This is a genomic window from Treponema berlinense (genome assembly GCF_052273165.1).
Lineage (GTDB): Bacteria > Spirochaetota > Spirochaetia > Treponematales > Treponemataceae > Treponema_D > Treponema_D berlinense_A.
On sequence record NZ_DAVZIU010000015.1, the window covers coordinates 38,667 to 54,807 of the forward strand.

15 protein-coding genes are annotated in these 16,141 nt (G+C 39.8%); 6 read left to right on the forward strand and 9 right to left on the reverse strand.

The annotated features are described in order from the left end of the window. Positions 1-34: 34 nt before the first annotated feature. A complete protein-coding gene (locus ACT6XC_RS06470; RefSeq protein ID WP_443741228.1) occupies positions 35-655 on the forward strand; it encodes a diacylglycerol/polyprenol kinase family protein in 621 nt (206 codons plus the stop codon). On the opposite strand, the gene ACT6XC_RS06475 is transcribed toward ACT6XC_RS06470, so the two are convergent. After that, positions 640-1,464, reverse strand: coding sequence for a hypothetical protein (locus tag ACT6XC_RS06475; protein WP_443741229.1), 825 nt, complete (start codon positions 1,462-1,464; stop codon positions 640-642). The genes ACT6XC_RS06470 and ACT6XC_RS06475 overlap by 16 nt on opposite strands. 149 nt (positions 1,465-1,613) lie before the next feature. On the opposite strand from ACT6XC_RS06475, the gene ACT6XC_RS06480 reads away from it, so the two are divergent. Both ACT6XC_RS06480 and pyk read left to right on the forward strand, forming a co-directional pair. Continuing rightward, positions 1,614-2,312 (forward strand): DUF2259 domain-containing protein, encoded by a 699-nt coding sequence (locus ACT6XC_RS06480; RefSeq protein WP_443741230.1) that lies wholly within the window; start codon positions 1,614-1,616, stop codon positions 2,310-2,312. 263 nt (positions 2,313-2,575) lie between these two features. Then, entirely contained in the window at positions 2,576-4,003 is a 1,428-nt protein-coding gene (gene pyk, locus ACT6XC_RS06485; protein ID WP_443738682.1) for a pyruvate kinase, read from the forward strand. Between the two features lie 21 nt (positions 4,004-4,024). On the opposite strand, the gene ACT6XC_RS06490 is transcribed toward pyk, so the two are convergent. The 4 genes from ACT6XC_RS06490 to ACT6XC_RS06505 all read right to left on the reverse strand — a co-directional run bounded on the left by ACT6XC_RS06490 (position 4,025) and on the right by ACT6XC_RS06505 (position 8,899). Next, positions 4,025-5,350 (reverse strand): MATE family efflux transporter, encoded by a 1,326-nt coding sequence (locus ACT6XC_RS06490; protein ID WP_443738681.1) that lies wholly within the window; start codon positions 5,348-5,350, stop codon positions 4,025-4,027. A gap of 306 nt (positions 5,351-5,656) precedes the next feature. Then, a complete protein-coding gene (locus ACT6XC_RS06495; protein WP_443738680.1) occupies positions 5,657-6,334 on the reverse strand; it encodes an ABC transporter ATP-binding protein in 678 nt (225 codons plus the stop codon). Then, positions 6,321-7,847, reverse strand: coding sequence for an ABC transporter permease (locus ACT6XC_RS06500; protein WP_443741231.1), 1,527 nt, complete (start codon positions 7,845-7,847; stop codon positions 6,321-6,323). The genes ACT6XC_RS06495 and ACT6XC_RS06500 overlap by 14 nt, the downstream gene beginning before the upstream one ends. Positions 7,848-7,870: 23 nt before the next feature. Continuing rightward, entirely contained in the window at positions 7,871-8,899 is a 1,029-nt protein-coding gene (locus ACT6XC_RS06505) for a thiamine ABC transporter substrate-binding protein (protein WP_443741232.1), read from the reverse strand. A gap of 312 nt (positions 8,900-9,211) precedes the next feature. On the opposite strand from ACT6XC_RS06505, the gene ACT6XC_RS06510 reads away from it, so the two are divergent. The 3 genes from ACT6XC_RS06510 to rny all read left to right on the forward strand — a co-directional run bounded on the left by ACT6XC_RS06510 (position 9,212) and on the right by rny (position 12,988). Then, positions 9,212-9,772, forward strand: a complete 561-nt coding sequence (locus tag ACT6XC_RS06510) for a hypothetical protein (RefSeq protein ID WP_443738677.1) — start codon at positions 9,212-9,214, stop codon at positions 9,770-9,772. Between the two features lie 86 nt (positions 9,773-9,858). Then, the gene (locus ACT6XC_RS06515; protein WP_443738676.1) at positions 9,859-11,289 is read left to right on the forward strand and encodes an ASKHA domain-containing protein; all 1,431 of its coding nucleotides are present in this window, start codon (positions 9,859-9,861) and stop codon (positions 11,287-11,289) included. A 169-nt stretch (positions 11,290-11,458) separates the two neighbouring features. Further along, positions 11,459-12,988, forward strand: coding sequence for a ribonuclease Y (gene rny / locus ACT6XC_RS06520; RefSeq protein ID WP_443738675.1), 1,530 nt, complete (start codon positions 11,459-11,461; stop codon positions 12,986-12,988). A gap of 232 nt (positions 12,989-13,220) precedes the next feature. On the opposite strand, the gene lptB is transcribed toward rny, so the two are convergent. The 4 genes from lptB to ACT6XC_RS06540 are packed head-to-tail and all read right to left on the reverse strand — an operon-like array spanning position 13,221 to position 15,891. Continuing rightward, positions 13,221-14,042: an LPS export ABC transporter ATP-binding protein gene (gene lptB, locus ACT6XC_RS06525; protein ID WP_443741233.1), complete on the reverse strand. Its 822-nt coding sequence runs from the start codon at positions 14,040-14,042 to the stop codon at positions 13,221-13,223. Positions 14,043-14,063: 21 nt separating this feature from the next. Next, complete coding sequence (locus ACT6XC_RS06530; RefSeq protein ID WP_443741234.1) at positions 14,064-14,891, reverse strand: LptA/OstA family protein; 828 nt, start codon at positions 14,889-14,891, stop codon at positions 14,064-14,066. Beyond that, complete coding sequence (gene lptC / locus ACT6XC_RS06535) at positions 14,888-15,460, reverse strand: LPS export ABC transporter periplasmic protein LptC (protein WP_443741235.1); 573 nt, start codon at positions 15,458-15,460, stop codon at positions 14,888-14,890. Before lptC ends, ACT6XC_RS06530 begins: the two co-directional genes overlap by 4 nt. Positions 15,461-15,471: 11 nt before the next feature. Continuing rightward, positions 15,472-15,891 carry a hypothetical protein gene (locus ACT6XC_RS06540; protein ID WP_443741236.1) on the reverse strand — a complete coding sequence of 140 codons (420 nt, stop codon included), beginning with the start codon at positions 15,889-15,891 and terminating at the stop codon, positions 15,472-15,474. Between the last annotated feature and the right edge of the window lie 250 nt (positions 15,892-16,141).

A 16,141-nucleotide genomic window follows, 5' to 3' on the forward strand; every position in this document is an offset into this window, starting at 1 on the left:
AAAACTAAAGAGTTGAAAACCCAGGATTTTGAAAATGTTTTGCACTAAAATTGGAATTGACATAAAAAAGCACTTTATTTCGCTCAAAAAAGAACTTTTTCGAAAAACAATTCATATTTGTACGGCATTTGTGCCAGTTTTTATTCATTTTTACAAAATTTCAGCGATAATTTGTCTTGTTTGTGCAGCCGTTTTGTATTCAATTTCTGAAATTTTAAGGCTAAAAGGTGTCTGTGTGCCGCTCATAAGTTCAATAACTGTCGCTGCTGCCCGAAAACGTGACGACAATAAATTTGTTCTTGGTCCAGTAACCTTGGTTTTGGGAATTGTTTTGAGTTCACTTTTTTGGAAAGAACCCTTTTCTACAGTCGGAATATTTTCTCTTGCCTTTGGCGATGGACTTGCAAGCCTTGCAGGAAAATCATTTGGCAAGGTCGAAGTTCCTTTGACTGGAGGAAAGACCGTGGCTGGAAGCCTTACCTGTTTTGCCGCAGTTTTTATTTCGAGTTTTTTTGTCTTGAACAATTCAATTTTGTGCTTTTTTCTTGCCCTTGTTGCAACTTTGATTGAAGGATTGCCGCTAAAAGATTATGACAACGTTCTGATTCCTGTTGCAATCGGCGGACTTTCTCAACTTTTTTATCTCCACATGTAAAGTGAATGCAAAGCTCTCAGATATCCGTACGTTCCCAAAAGAAGAAGCGGAAGTCCCATAATCATAAAGACGAAGTTGTCCGAAATTACCAGAAATCCATAACCCGAAAGAATAAACAGCATTGAAAAGGCAATTTTTTTATATTCATCAGTATTTTGCTCGATTGCCATAATCCAAAACGAAATAAAACTCAAAGCTATAAATGCAAGCCGTGAACAAAAAAACAGTCTTGGAAATCCCCAGGTGACAGTTCCCGCAGAACTAATTCTAGCCGTGTTGATAGGCGCAATAATCGCAAAAACGACAGTTATTGCAAAAAGAATCGTAATATTGCGTTCAATATCCTGACGTTGCTCTGCAGAACTTGCAAGGGCCGCAAAAAGAAAACTCAGCGGACACAAAAGCCGTCCGATAAAAATAATTCTTCCGCAAAAAAACAGAAGGTCGGAAAAAGTTGACCACAAACCAAAAATCGGAGTTAAAAAGCGCACTCCTTCGCAAAGACAGCCAGTCAAAAAAGCAAGAAAAAAAATAATTTCGTTTGACTGAGTGTTTTCAAAAAGTTTAAGCGCATAAAAAACAGTAACCGGCGCAAAAAAAACAACCAGCGAAATGGAAATCATCGTTGCAATAAAACTGTATTTTAAAAATCCGATTTTTTCCATAAAGGCTGGAATCCGCAGGTTAGGAGGCGGAGTAATAGCTTTATTTACAAGTGCTATAATAAAAAAAACTAGGGCGCTTGCAATGCAGACAAGCGAAAAATAAAAGAAAATCTGCATCATGCGGTTGCGAGTCTTTAAAGTCATAAAAAAATATTAAAAGCAAACAAAAATTAAGTAAAGAGAGGGCATTAAAAATCCGAAAATAAATATAGAACATAACAGGCGCTTAAAAAAACAGGCACGGACAGCATACAAAAATCAGCCTTTTTATGCGCAATGAATGGGAGAAAAAAATGAAAAAGCATCTTTTGATTTTATTCACAATTTTTGCAACGGTTTCACTTTCTTTTGCTGGAGATGCTGCAGCTTTTGTTGATCTCGGACTTTCCGAAGACGGCAAAACTTACGTTTTTGCAGAATACGGAAAAACAGATAAAACTTTTCAGGGCTACGCAGAAATCTATTGCGTTGATATTGAAAAAAATGACTGGATTGATGGCGAAGTTTTCCGCACAAATCCATCGGAAGCAACTGCAAAAAAAACAGGCCGCGAAGTTTACGAAGAACTCCTCAAAAAAGCAAACTGGGTTCTCAAAAAATACAATTTAAAAAAATCAGAAGCCGACAATCTCCTTTTTACACGCGAAATTCCGTCTTCAACTGGCGAAATCGTTTTTAAGGATTTTGAAGGTTCGAGCACAGAACGCAGCATTTTTTACCATATTAAACTGATAAAAAATGTCGAAGGCACAGGAGAAAACTGCAAGTCTTCGTTTTTTATCGCAGTGGAAAAACAGGACGAAAACGGCAACGTGATCAGCCACAACATCGTCGGAAATCCTGACATAAAGCGCAAAGGTGTAACAGGTTATACAATCAACCGAATTTTCAGCGACAAAAGTGGCCGCAATTTTGTGTTCGTAGTCGAAAAGCAGGTCGAAAACAAGACAGGCACGTGTATTCGCTACATGGTCGAAACAATCCGTCTGTAAAAAAATAAAAACTTACAAAAAATCCTGGCCGTTAAAAAAAAGTGCCGGGATTTTTTTATTTACGGAGCATATTTTTTTGTCAAACCGGCCAACCGCCACTTGCTCACGCGCGGTGCTTCGCACAGCCTTCGGCTTGGCTAATGTCCGGGCTGCAAATTGCCTTTTTAACGGTAAATGCGCTACAACTTTACAAATTCCTTTTTTCTATTTTCAAAATCCTTAAAGTTCTGTATACTTGCTCAAAATTTGGAAAGGTGGAAAAAATGCGCAAAACAAAAATTATTTGTACGATTGGACCTGCGAGCGAAACTAAAAAAGTTCTTATTGAAATGTGCAAGGCTGGAATGAATGTTGCCCGGCTTAATTTTTCGCACGGAACACACGAAGAGCATTTAAAGAAAATCAATCTTATTAAAGAAGTTCGCAACGAATTAAAAATTCCTCTGGCGATTATGCTTGATACAAAAGGCCCGGAATACAGAATCGGAACTTTTAAAGAACATAAAATTGTCGTAAACGAAGGCCAGACTTTTACTTTTACAACTGACGAAATCGAAGGCGACGAAAACAAGGTTTCTGTAAATTACAAGGGATTTGCCGATGATTTAAAACCAGGCGACAAAATTCTTGTGAATAACGGACTTGTAATCTGCGAAGTTACCGATGTAAAAGGCCACGATGTTATTACAGAAGTTAAGGTTGGTGGCGCACTTTCTGACAAAAAAAGCATGAATTTTCCTGGGAAGCTTTTAAACAGCGCTTTTTTGAGCGAACAGGACAAGAGCGATCTTTTGTTTGGAATTGAGCAGGACGTTGATTTTGTAGCTGCATCGTTTGTTTCTACAAAAAAAGATGCCCAGGATATCCGTGAATTTTTAAACGCTAACGGCGGAAAAGAAATTGATATTATTGCAAAAATCGAAAATCGTGCTGGTGTTGAAAATATCGAAGAAATTTGTTCTGTTGTTGACGGAATTATGGTTGCTCGCGGAGATTTGGGCGTCGAAATTCCATTTATGGAAGTGCCTGTCGTTCAGAAAGAAATCGAACAAAAATGCCGTCTTCTCGGTAAACGTGTTATTATTGCAACGGAAATGCTTGAATCTATGATTAGCAATATTCGTCCGACCCGTGCCGAAATTTCTGACGTTGCAAATGCGGTTTACGACGGAACATCTGCAATCATGCTTTCTGGAGAATCTGCTGCTGGAAAGTATCCTGTCGAAGCAGTTAAGACAATGTCTAGCGTTGCAGAATATACTGAGCAGCACATAAATTACAAAAAACGCTTCAATTATACGGAATTTGTAAATCGCAATATTCTTGACGCAATTTCTCATTCAACCTGTCAGATGGCAATTGACGTTGGCGCAAAGTGTATTGTTGTAAATTCTGTGAGCGGTTTGACAGTAAGAATGGTAAGCCGTTTTCGCGCGCCTGTTCAGATTATCGGTTCAACGACATCAGAAAAGGTTTACCGCAAATTGGCTCTTTCTTGGGGCGTAATTCCGCTTTTGTGCGAGGAATATGATTCTCTCGATGTTCTTTTATTTCATGCAATTCAGCGTGCCGTAAAAATACTCAACCTTAAAATCGGTGATACAGTAGTTTTGACCGGCGGACAGGTTGGAGTCAACAGCGGCCATACAAACATGATAAAAGTAGAAACTGTCCGCAAAGTTTATAGATAAAAAAATCAAAAATTTTTGAATTTATACCGCCGTTCTGTGAATGTATTTTCCAGATTTAAATCTGAAGAAGAAAATTACGGAACGGATAACCCAGTCGCTGCTCATGCCGATCCAAACTCCAAGCGGACCTGTTTTTAGTACGCGGATAAGGAAAATCGTGAGCGCGACACGGCAAGTCCACATTGTGACTGTCGAAACCAGCATTGGAAAACGCACATCTCCAGTTGCACGCATTCCGTACGGAGGAATAAAAGAAAAACTCCAGGCAAAAGGCTTTATTGCGTGCACAAAAACAGAAAGTTGTATTGTCAAAAGCGCAACTTCTGCATCCATTCCGGAAAGAACTGTGAGCGGTTTTACAACTCCGATTACAATAAGCGAAGAAATTGCCACTGCAATAAAACTGAAAAAAGTGAGTTTTTTAATGTATTTTTCTGCAAGTTTATAATTTCCTGCACCGTAAGCCTGGCCTGCAAGCGTCATAAGTGCAATTCCTATTCCGATTGGAGCCTGGCTTGAAAAACTTTCAAGAACCGAAGTGAGCGCATTTGCGGCAATTGCGGCTGTTCCGAGAGTTGAAACCGAAGATTGAATAGCAAGTTTTCCAAATTGAAACATTCCATTTTCAATCCCTGAAGGAATTCCGATTCTCAAAATATGAGAAATCTCGCGGAAATCAGGTTTTGCAAGATAAGAATCGATCGCAACCTGTTGCTTTGTCTTGTTTAACAGAATCAAAATTACAACTGCACAGAAAATTCTCGAAATCAAAGTGCTTAAGGCTGCTCCTGCAACGCTCATGTTAAATCCAAAAATAAAAATAGCGTTTCCAACGATATTCAGAATATTTGAAATTGTAGAAACAACCATCGGAAGTTTTGAATTACCATCTGCCCTAAAAATTGCTGCTCCCGAATTATAAATTGCAATAAAAGGGTAGGAAAGCGCTGTTATAAAAAAATAAATTTCAGATTTTGCCATGACTTCCGCTTCTACAGAACCAAAAATAAGCGAAAGAATTGATTTTCTAAAGAGAATTAGGATTGCAGTTCCAACGATAGAAACAAAGGTTACAGAAAGAATTAACTGTTTGCCAGCGTGACAGGCCTGTTTTATGTCTTTTCTGCCGAGATATTGGCTGCAAAGAATTGCTCCGCCAGTAGCCATTGCTGAAAAAATCAAAACAATCATTACATTTATCGAATCGACAAGAGAAACTGCCGAAATTGCAGCCGAACCGCATTTTGTAATCATTACAGTGTCGGCTGTTCCCATAAATGAGTTTAAAAGCTGTTCAACCATAAGGGGAACGAGCAGTTGAAAAAGTTGTCTGCCTTTTACTTCCATAAGCCGTAATTTTAATGAGAGGGGGGTTGATTTACAATTGGTTTTTAATTTTCAGACTGATAAAAATTTGTTCATAAAATATTAGTTGTCTAAAAATTGAACCTGCTCCCGGAAAAACACTCCAATTCGCCGTTAGTCGCATTCGCTCAAGACGGCTCATTGTCGCTGGTTTTTCCTACGCAGGTTCAATTGATTAACGGTTAAGTTTCATTAACGTTTTTTTTGTCTAAAAATTGAACCTTTTTTCCAAAAACACTCCAATTCGCCGTTAGTCGCATTCGCTCAAGACGGCTCATTGTCGCTGGTCTATTCCATCATATTTTCGTTAAAGTCTTTGGAATCTCCCTGCCAGATTATGCGACCTTTTTTCATTAAAATAATTTTGTCGCTTACGGCTTTTGCTTCGGCCAGGTCGTGCGTAACCATTATTCCTGTAAAGCCTATTTCTTTTTGCAGTCTTCGGATTTCTGCGGCGAGTTTTTTTCTTAAAGGCGCATCCAGTGCCGAAAGCGGTTCGTCAAAAAGTACAAGCTGCGGTTTTACAATCAAGGTTCTTGCAAGGCTCACTCTCTGCGCTTCTCCGCCACTCAGAGTTTCTGGAGAGCGTTTTCCAAAATTTTCAAGGTTGAATTTTTTTAAGAAGTCGCAAGCCATTTTTCTGGCTTCCTTTTTTTTAGTTCCGTGGCAGACAAGTCCGTACGAAACGTTGTCTTCTACGCTCAAATGTCCAAAAAGGTTCGCGCTCTGAAAAACCATGCCGATTCCTCGGTTTTGTACAGCGGTCTTTGTTATGTCTTTTCCGTCAAGGCTTATTTCTGCCGTTTCCGACTTTTCAAGACCGCAAATCAGGCGCAAAACGGAAGATTTTCCTGAGCCAGAAGGTCCCAAAATCGTCGTCATTGTGGATTTTTCACATTCAAAAGAAACATCTAGGGAAAAATTCTCCCATTCTTTTTTTAAATTTTTTGCACTAAAAAATGCCATTTTCTGAGCCTTCCTGTTTTTTCAATTTTTTGCCAGAGGCTAGTTTGCCGAGCGAAAAAATCACCGCGCATAAAATTCCAAGTATTACTCCAGAAGCGCAGGCTTCGTTAAATTTATACCTTCCTGCTAGACGATAAGTGTAGAGCGCAAGCGTATTGAACCGGGGAATTGCAAGCACGAGCGGAAGTGTTGCATCACCGGCACTCAGGGCAAAACAAAAAGCTGTTGCCTTAAAAAAAGAACGTCTTGAAACCGGAATAAAAATTCTAAAAAACGTGTCGAACGGCGAGCGGCTTAAAATCGAAGCAGCTTCAACTGTTGTCTGAGGAAGTTTTTCAAGTTCTGCATAAATCTGCCTGAACGCAACTGGCCAGTTTAAAAGTGATTGAGCCAAAACAAGAATCAAAAAATTTCCTTTTCGGACAAGAATCGTAATCAAAACTCCGACTACAACGCTCGAAATTGCCATTGGCGCAATCGGAATTATCCTGAAAATAAAAAAACGGCCTGTCGGATCAAGAATCTTTAGAACGGCTGCGTAAAAAAATGCAATTGCAGCGCACAAAAATCCGGAGAGCAGGGCTGTTATAAACGTCCATAAAAAAGCATTCCAAAAACTTTGCGAGCTAAAAAGATGAATAAAATTATAAAAAGTAAAATTTGAATCAAGCCGTTTTGAGCTCAATCCGTTGTAAAGAATTGAAAAAAGAGGGCAGATAAAAAACAAAAAAATCAGGAAAAAAAGAATGAATGCAAAAATTTTTTCAAATCCGCAGATTTTCGTTTTTTCGAGGGATTCGCCATTAAAAAAAATGCCTTTTAGGCCTTTCGATTTTTGTTCAATAAACGTGTAAATCGTGACCAAAAAAATGGCAATCATCGTTTCCAAAAAGCCGAGCTTTAATGCCGCTTCAAAATTCAGATTGACCTTTGCCTGCTGATAAATTTCAACTTCAAGGGTTGTCGTTCCGACAGAGCCAAAGAGAAGCACAATCATAAAGCTAAAAAAACAGTACAAAAAAACTGGAATACAGGCTGATATAATTGAAGGCAAAAGCTGAAAAATCGTAATCGACCGGAAAATCTTAAACTTCCCGGCTCCTAAAAGCATTGCCACGTCCGATTCTGCTCTCGGAAGCCGTTCCCAGGCAGAACTTACAGTGCTCATTACGAGCGGAAAATTATAAAAACCGTGGCAGATTATGATTCCCAAAAAACTGTACAAAAAAGTGACAGGCGGTTTATCCTTGCCAAAAATGAACATCAAAAAACTGTTCAAAGTTCCGTTCATTCCAAAAAAACTAACATAGCCCAAAGCGACCAAAAGCGAAGGAATACAGAACGGAACAGAAGAAAGTGAAAGCAAAAAGTTTTTTAAAAAGAATTTTCTCCGGCCGCAAAAAAAAGCAGCCGGAAGTCCGATTAAAAGGGCCGTAAAAGTCGATAGCAGTGCCTGAAAGACCGAAAAACCGGCAATGCGAAAAAAAACATTTGCAGACAGGACTGCGTTCATCTTTTCTAAAACCTTCTGAAATTTTATTCGCCCAAAACAGCCATAATCTGTTCGATAGTGGCATTAACTTTTTCTGTATCGTAAGACAAGAGTTTTTTAGGAGAAGGAGTTCCGTCAATGTAAGACTGCGGAAGTTTTACATTTTTGTTTGCAGGAAGCATCCACTGTGTAAGCGGCAGTTCGTTCTGTGCGTCCTCGCTGATTAAAAAGTCCAGAAAACTCTGGGCGCCTTTTTTGTTCGGAGCATTTTTTGCAAGACCGGCGCCTTCAACCTGAAGAATATGACCGTCATCAAAAATCAAAGCCTGGTATCTGTCGGTTTTGTCGTATTCGTAGTGATAAGCCGCGCTTGTCGTGTAACTGCAAACGAGGGGAGCTTCTCCATTTGTAAAAAGTCCGTAACCTGCGCTCCAGCCAGGAGCCATTGTAAGAATATTTGGCTTTAAGGCCTTCCAGTAGTCAAGAACTTTTTCGCCTTTTACAGCGCAAGTCCAGGCTGCAAAACCAAGTCCAGGGGTAGACGTCCTCGGATTCATCAAAATGATCTTTTTTGCGTAGACAGGTTTTGTAAGATCGTCGAGCGATTTTGGAGCAGGAACATTCGCCTTTGTATCGAACACGATTGCAAAAGGAGCGTAGTCAAAAGGAGTCAAAAGATTTTTTGAGCCCAGGGCTTTTTTCAACTCCTCAGAAACCGCTTCAGAACCGGCCGGTTTGTATGCTTCGAGAATATCCTGTTCCGCCGCTTTTTTTGCAAGGTTGTTGTCCAGTCCTAAAATTACGTCTGCCTGGACATTGTTTTTTTCGAGGGTTGCGCGCGAAAGAACTTCAACTCCGTCGCCGCAATCAACATAAGTAACTTTTAATCCGGTTTTTTCTGTAAATTTTTTAGCAATTGCCGCTCCAGGCCCCCATTCACCGCAAAAACTGTCATAAGTGTAAACAACAACTTCATTTTGACGTGCAGAATTCCCTGCTTTTTTAGAGCAGCCCGAAAAACAAATAGAAACTAGAATAGAAAAAAGAAAAATTTTAAAGATGTGTCTAAGCATATCTTCCTCCGCCGGCATTATCCGGATCAGGTTGGAACCTCATACGAAGTTCTGCGGGTGTAATCTCAGGGAAAATTCTTCCCACCCCGGTACAAAGCACATTGTAAAAATATACAGAAATTGTGTAAAGTGAGTTTTAACTTTTTTATTTTGGAGCGCAACTAACCGTCAATCCGTCCACTGCGCAATTCCGCTTTCGCTCCATCTTTTTGCCTTGCAAAAAGACGCCTTCGGCGTTGCTCCGGCACGGGCTAGGATTTTCTTGAAAACTAAAAAATTGACCTTTTACGTCTTTTTTCCGATAATATCTTTATGAAAAAATATTTTTTTCTTTTTGCATGTTTTTTTTCAGTATTTGCAGTTTTTGCCGAGCCGCAGTTTGAATTTGGTGTCGGTTCTGGCTATGTTTTTTACGGTGACAAAGATTTAAAAAATTTGCTTTCTGATTTTGACCAGAAAAGCCAGGTCATTTTGTGCGGAGATTTTTCCGTTGATTTTCCAGTTGCCGAACCTGTAAAACTTGTTTTTGGAATGGATTCTATAATGGACGCACGCTGGAAAGGCAGCGAGCACTTTATTCTTTGGGATTACTGCGGTTTTGCAGGTTTTAAAATCTATCCTGGACTTGCAGGTCTTTGCACAACTATTCAGTATTGTCTTGGCAGACGCACAGATTTTGTTAGTTTGCAGGACATTGAAGATTATATCGAAAGCACAAATTTTGGAAATGGATTTGCCTTTGGTATTTCCTACGATTTTGGTTATGGTAAAAAAAGCTACGCACCGGAAGTCTGCGCAAACTGGCGGCACATGCCGAGAGGCGGTTCGAGCGACAATATTTTGGAAGTAAAGTTCCGCCTTTCAAAAAATTAGGATTCAAAACTAAGAAAAAAATTGCATTTAAGAGATTTTTGGTTTATCCTGTAAAATACAGATTTTATTATTTATGGGACAGATCGATGCAGATTGAAACACAGGGGTTTTTACCGCAAATTCCAGAAGAACAGCCGGAACAGGTTAATATCACAGATGTTGGAATTGCAGTAGATGTCGGAACGACAACTGTTGCTGTAAAAATCTGGTCGCTTTCCTCAAAAAACTGTCTTTCTGTCATTGCAGAAAAAAATCTTCAGGCTCGCTATGGCTGTGATATTATCCGCCGGATTTCTTTTGCAACGCGTCCTCCTCTTACAGGTTCTTCTGTTGTCGTAGAAACTGGAGAATCAGCCCTTCATTATGCAATTATCTCGCAGTTAGAAAGAATGTTTGCCCACGCGTTGGCGCTTGCTGCTCAAAAAACAATGCGCGGAATTCAGTTAAATGTTTCCAAAATCGTAATTACTGGAAACACTACAATGCTCAGTTTTGTATGCGCGTTTCCAGTCGAAGGTCTTGCTGCCGCTCCTTTTACTCCAGCGTCTCATTTTGGCTTTACGGCAAGCTGGGACAAGGTTCGAAGTGGAAAAATCAACGAAAAATGTTCAAGCCTGGATCTCCCGACTCCAGAAATTTTACAACTTTTTGCCGCAAGTTCCGTTGATTCCGATACTCCAGTTTATTTTCCTCCTTGTGTCGGGGCTTTTATTGGCGCGGACACTGTCTGTGCAATGCTTTCTGCAGGTTTTCCTTCTCCTCAGAGCGACGAAAATTCATGCTGGGACGTTCCTGTTCTAACTCCTCTCTTGCTTGCAGATATTGGCACAAATACAGAAATTGCGCTTTTTATTCCAGCGACTGAAGAACAGCCTGCAAAAATTCTGTGCACTTCGGCTGCTGCAGGTCCTTCTTTTGAGGCGGCGAATATAAGTTGCGGAATGAGTTCAGTTGACGGTGCAATTGAAAAAATTGAATATAAAAACGGAAAACTCTGCTGCTCTGTAATCGGCGGTGGCAATGCAAAGGGAATTTGCGGTTCTGGGCTTGTAAGTGCCGGAAGCACGTTCTTAAAAAATAATTTTATCGATAAATCTGGCGTAATACGGAAAAACGTTTCTAAACTTGGTGACGGTTCTTTTTGTGTTCAATTGACACCTGCCGTTTATCTTTCCCAGCAGGATATTAGAAACCTTCAGCTTGCAAAATCTGCGGTTTATACAGGCTTGCGCTATATGCTTGAGCGTTCTCCTTCAGTTCCTCTTTTTTGTATTGCAGGCGGTTTTGGTTCGCATCTTGATATAGAAGATTCCTGTGCAATAGGTCTTATTCCCGACGAACTTAAAAATTGCTGTGTTCCGCTCGGAAATGCGGCTCTTGCAGGAGCGTCCGCAATGCTTTTTTCTAAAGCTTTGAGAAAAAAGGCAATGGAAATTAAAAAACATTCGATTCAGATAAACCTTGCCGCAGTTCCTGAATTTCAGGAAAGATACATGAATTCAATTGATTTTAATTAACTTTTTCCCAGATTTTTGCACACTCTGATTTATTTGTTTGACATATAAATATTCTTAGATTAAAATGTAAAGGATATTTTGGGGACGGCTTTTTTGTGGAATTTTGAACGATGATGACGTTTATCCGCAGTAAAAATCCAACTCCTTAATAGAAGCATAGGAGAATTTTATGAATGTTGTATTATTCGTAATTCTTCCTGTTGCTGGTATAGTTCTTGGATGGATTATTCGTTGGTTATATGCCAAATTTCAATTATCTTCGGCAGAGCAGAAAGCTGAACGTGTAAAACAGGACGCATTAAAAGAAGCAGAAGCCCAGAAAAAAGAATATTTGCTAGAAACAAAAGATCAACTCCTTCGGGAACGGCAGCAGCAGGAACGGGAAAATCGTGAACGCCGGAAGGAAATTCAAGTTTACGAAACAAGAGTTGCTAAAAAAGAAGAACTCGTTGACAAACGCAATAGCGAAATGGACAAAAAAGAGCAGGAATTTGCTGAACGCGAAAACTCTATGGTAAAACGTGAGCAGCAGATTGCAACTCAGGAAGAAACTTATCGCCGTGAGCTGGAACGAATTTCTGGTTTGTCTGCGCAAGAAGCAAAAGATTTAATCATCAAAAATCTTGAGAATGACGCGCGCCATGACGCTCAGGCTCTTTTGAACAAAATTGAGCAGGAAGCTCAGTTGACGGCAGATAAAAAAGCCCAGAAAATTCTTGTAGAAACAATTCAGCGGCTTGCAACCGAGGTTACGAGCGATATTACTGTTGCGACAGTTTCTCTTCCAAGTGATGAGATGAAAGGTCGTATTATCGGTCGGGAAGGACGCAATATTCGCGCATTGGAAACTTTGACGGGTGTAGATATTATTATTGACGATACTCCAGAAGCTGTTGTAATCAGTTGTTTTGATCCTGTCCGCAAGGAAATTGCAAAGCAGGCTCTCGAAAGACTTGTGACAGACGGTCGTATTCATCCTGCAAGAATCGAAGAAATTGTACAGAAAGTAACAAGAGAAGTTCAGCAGAAAATTTACGAAGAAGGCGAAAAGGCGCTCTTTGATCTTGGAATTCACAATATGAACCAGGATGGAGTCCGTGCTTTGGGGCGTTTGTATTTCCGCACAAGCTACGGTCAAAACGTTCTTACCCACTCAAAAGAAGTTGCAGAAATCGCAACCCTTATTGCAGGTGAAGTCGGAGCGAACCGCGAGCTTGCAAAACGTGCGGCTCTTTTGCACGATATTGGCAAAGGCGCGGAAAATGACAGCGACAAAAACCATGCAGAAGTCGGCGCAGAAATGGCAAGAAAATTTGGCGAAGACCAGAAAGTTATCAATGCTATTGCCGCCCACCATCAGGATTGTGAGCCTGCGACACTCGAAGCGGTTATTGTTCAGATTGCAGATGCAATTTCTGCGGCTCGTCCAGGCGCAAGAAAAGAAACTGCGGACAATTATGTAAAACGTCTTGAAAACCTTGAAGAAATTGCAGAAAAATTCCAGGGTGTCGAAAAAGCTTATGCAATTCAGGCTGGACGTGAGCTTCGTATTCTTGTAAATAACGAGAAAATTCCTGATGGCGAAGTTAAAGAGCTTGCGCAGAAGATTGCAAAGCAGATTGAAACAGATTTGCGTTATCCTGGACGCATAAAGTTGACAATGATTCGCGAAACACGAATTGTTGAATACGCAAGATAAAAATAAATCCTGCACCGAAGATTGAGAATGTCTTACGGGGCAGGATTTTTTTTGCTTTTTTGAAAAAACAAAGACAAGTTAGGATAAAAACACGGTTTTGTGTTTTTTAGAAAAAAAAACTTAGCCCGTGCCGGAACAACGCGAAGGCGTCTTTTTGCAAGGCAAAAAGATGGAGCGAAAGCGGAATTGTGCAGGGACGGTTAGAGAGAAAGTTGCGCTCCAGAATTTTATTCTACATATGGAAATTTTCACCGAGATATATTTCTCTGGCAACTGGGCTGTCGATAATGTCCTGCTGGCTTCCTTGAATTAGAATTTGACCTGTCGAAATGATTATTGCGCGGTCTGTAATTTCGAGAGTGTCGCGGACGTTGTGGTCGGTTATGAGTATTCCGATTCCTCTTTTTGCAAGAAGTTTAATCATGGCTTTGATGTCAGCAACTGCAATCGGGTCGATTCCGGCAAAAGGTTCGTCCAAAAGGAGAAATTTTGGTTCAATTGCGAGGGAACGGGCAATTTCTGTTCGGCGACGTTCTCCTCCGGAAAGCGTAAATGCCGGCTGTTTCCGGATTCTTCCGATTGAAAATTCTTCGATTAGTTCCTCGAGGCGCTGTCTTTTTTCGGCTCTTGTTAAATCCTGGCGGGTTTCGAGAATTGACCAGATATTTTCTTCGACCGTGAGTTTTCTAAAAACGGAAGGTTCCTGCGGAAGGTAAGAAATTCCGAGTCTGGCGCGTTTGTACATTGGAAGGTCGGTGATGCGCTCATCGTCCAGAAAAATTTCTCCGCTTGTCGGCTGATAAAAACCTACAATCATATAGAAAGATGTTGTTTTTCCGGCTCCGTTTGGTCCTAAAAGTCCTAAAACCTCTCCCGTGTGCATCTGAAAATCGACACCTTGAACAACTTTTTTTCTGCCAAATGATTTGTAAAGTGAATTGACTTTGAGCGTGTGGAGCGTTTGCGATGGAATTGCGCTGTCTGAGGGCGGATTTTCGGTTTGAGGAGGAATTGCGTTTTCTTCGATGTTGTTTTCGCTGTTGTTTTCTGACATTAGTTTTTTATTTTCCTTATTTTAGTTTTTTGCGGAAGAGGCGTTTTCCGAAGTTGATTTTGCGGTTTTTTCAGAATTTTTCTGGTTGTATTCCTGAATATTTTCGGTTTGAGGAGGAGCTGCACTGTCTGACGGAGTGTTTTCGGTTTGAGGAGGAACTGCACTGTCTGACGGAGTGTTTTCGGTTTGAGAGTCGGTTTCTGCTCCTGTTGATTCTGTGACAGTTTCTGTTTTTGCCGGTTTACTGTCCGAAACTGTTCCTTTTACGCGTCCGTCGAGTGTTATTTCCTGGGTTTCGAGGTTTAAGGTGATTTCCTGCGCCCTGAAAGAATCTGTTCCCTGCTGAATTTTTGGATTTCCGCTCATTTCGAGTTTTTGTTCGTTTTTTTTATAAATCGCAAATGCCGAGGTGCAGACGTTATCTTTTTGCGTCAAGGTTATTTCAATTTGCATGACGGCTGTTTCGCTGTTTTGGTTGTATTCGATGATTTGAGCATCCGCAGTCACTTCATTTGCAACGTCCACAAGATGAACCGCATCTTCGAGCTGAGCGACTTTTGTCTGCCTGTCGTATTTTAATTTTCCGCAGGTAAAATCCATCTGACTTTCTGTAATGCTTCCACTAACCGTTCCAGTTGCCGTAATGAACCTGAAATCTTCGCCCGAAAGTTCGATCGCGTCGGCACTTATGTTCATGCTGGAAGTTTGAACTGTTGCGTTTCCTTCAAGTATTGTCGTGTCGGTTTTGCTGCCTGCCGTTCCTGACATAAAATCTGCCGTAAAAGTGATTTCTTCGCAAAAAATCAGTGCTGGAACCAAGGCAAAGATTATCGAAATGAGTTTTTTCATTCTTTGTCTCCGTCGTATTCTTTGTCAATTACAGAACCGGAAACCTGGTTTTCAAAACTGAATTTTCGGCTTATTCCACTTGCGGAAAAACCTGTTCCGCTTACAGTTGTGCCTTTTCTTGCAATCGTAACTTGTTCGTTTCTGCCGGAAGTGAGCTGTTCTGTTTTGCCGTTAAAATGCAGCGATTTTGCTGTGATTTTTAAATCCTGGCTATAAATATTTATCGAAATTCCGTCAAAAAGCGAATATTTTTCATCATTCGTGTTGGAAGCAAGCAGACTGCAATATCCGTCTGTATCAAGTGTTCCGTCGTCCTTGAAAGTCTTAAATTGTGCAGACTGAGCGTAAGAAGATCCGTCCGCCTTGTATTGTTCTAGTTTGTCTGCTTCAAGTTGAATTGAAATTTTGTTGTCTTTGTATCTGTTAAAAACCGCTCCTGTAAAAGAAAATTCTGGAACTGATTCTTCAGAATTTTTTTCAGTTTCATAGTTGAGCGAACATGAAAAAAAACATAATGTTACTGTAAGAAAAATAACAGATTTTTTAATTTTTTTATTATTAAATAACATCTTTTAATTTTCTATGCAAGGTTTCTTTTTGTCAAGCAGATGAAAAAATTCAGTCGTATTATTTCATCAGTTCTTGCTTTTTCTTGAACATCAGAACAATTATTAAGAATTTCTTGCCTCTTTTCGCCACTTATTATAAAAGCATCGTTAAATCCTGTTTTTATTCCATAATTAATTGAAATATCCCATTCTTTTAAAGGTGTTCCGACTTGTTCAATCTTGGATTTAATGCTTTGTTCAAGTGGACTAAGAATAACCCAACTATCAGAAGAATTAAATTTACAAATACTTGAATTTTGCTGAATAAAATAGAAAATATTGAACAGCAAAAATGATTTTCCGTTTCTGCGAATGCCAGTAACTATTTTTACAAGTCCGTTTCCATTGCCTTCAACAAGCATATCAAGATATTTTTTTCGTTGAATTACCATATTTACTCCGAAAAATTGTTATTTACCACATATTTTCGGAGTAAATATAGCATTTTCTTTATTTCTTACAAGTTTTCATTTGTATAAACCGATAGTGTAAAGTAGACTTTACAAAATTGTCATTCTATCGTATTTTATAAATATGATTTTACAAAATCAGATAACTAGACACGAATTCCTTGATATTTTAATAACTTTTAAAGACAAGCAGCTTATAAAAGTTGTTACAGGAATTCGCCGGTGCGGAAAA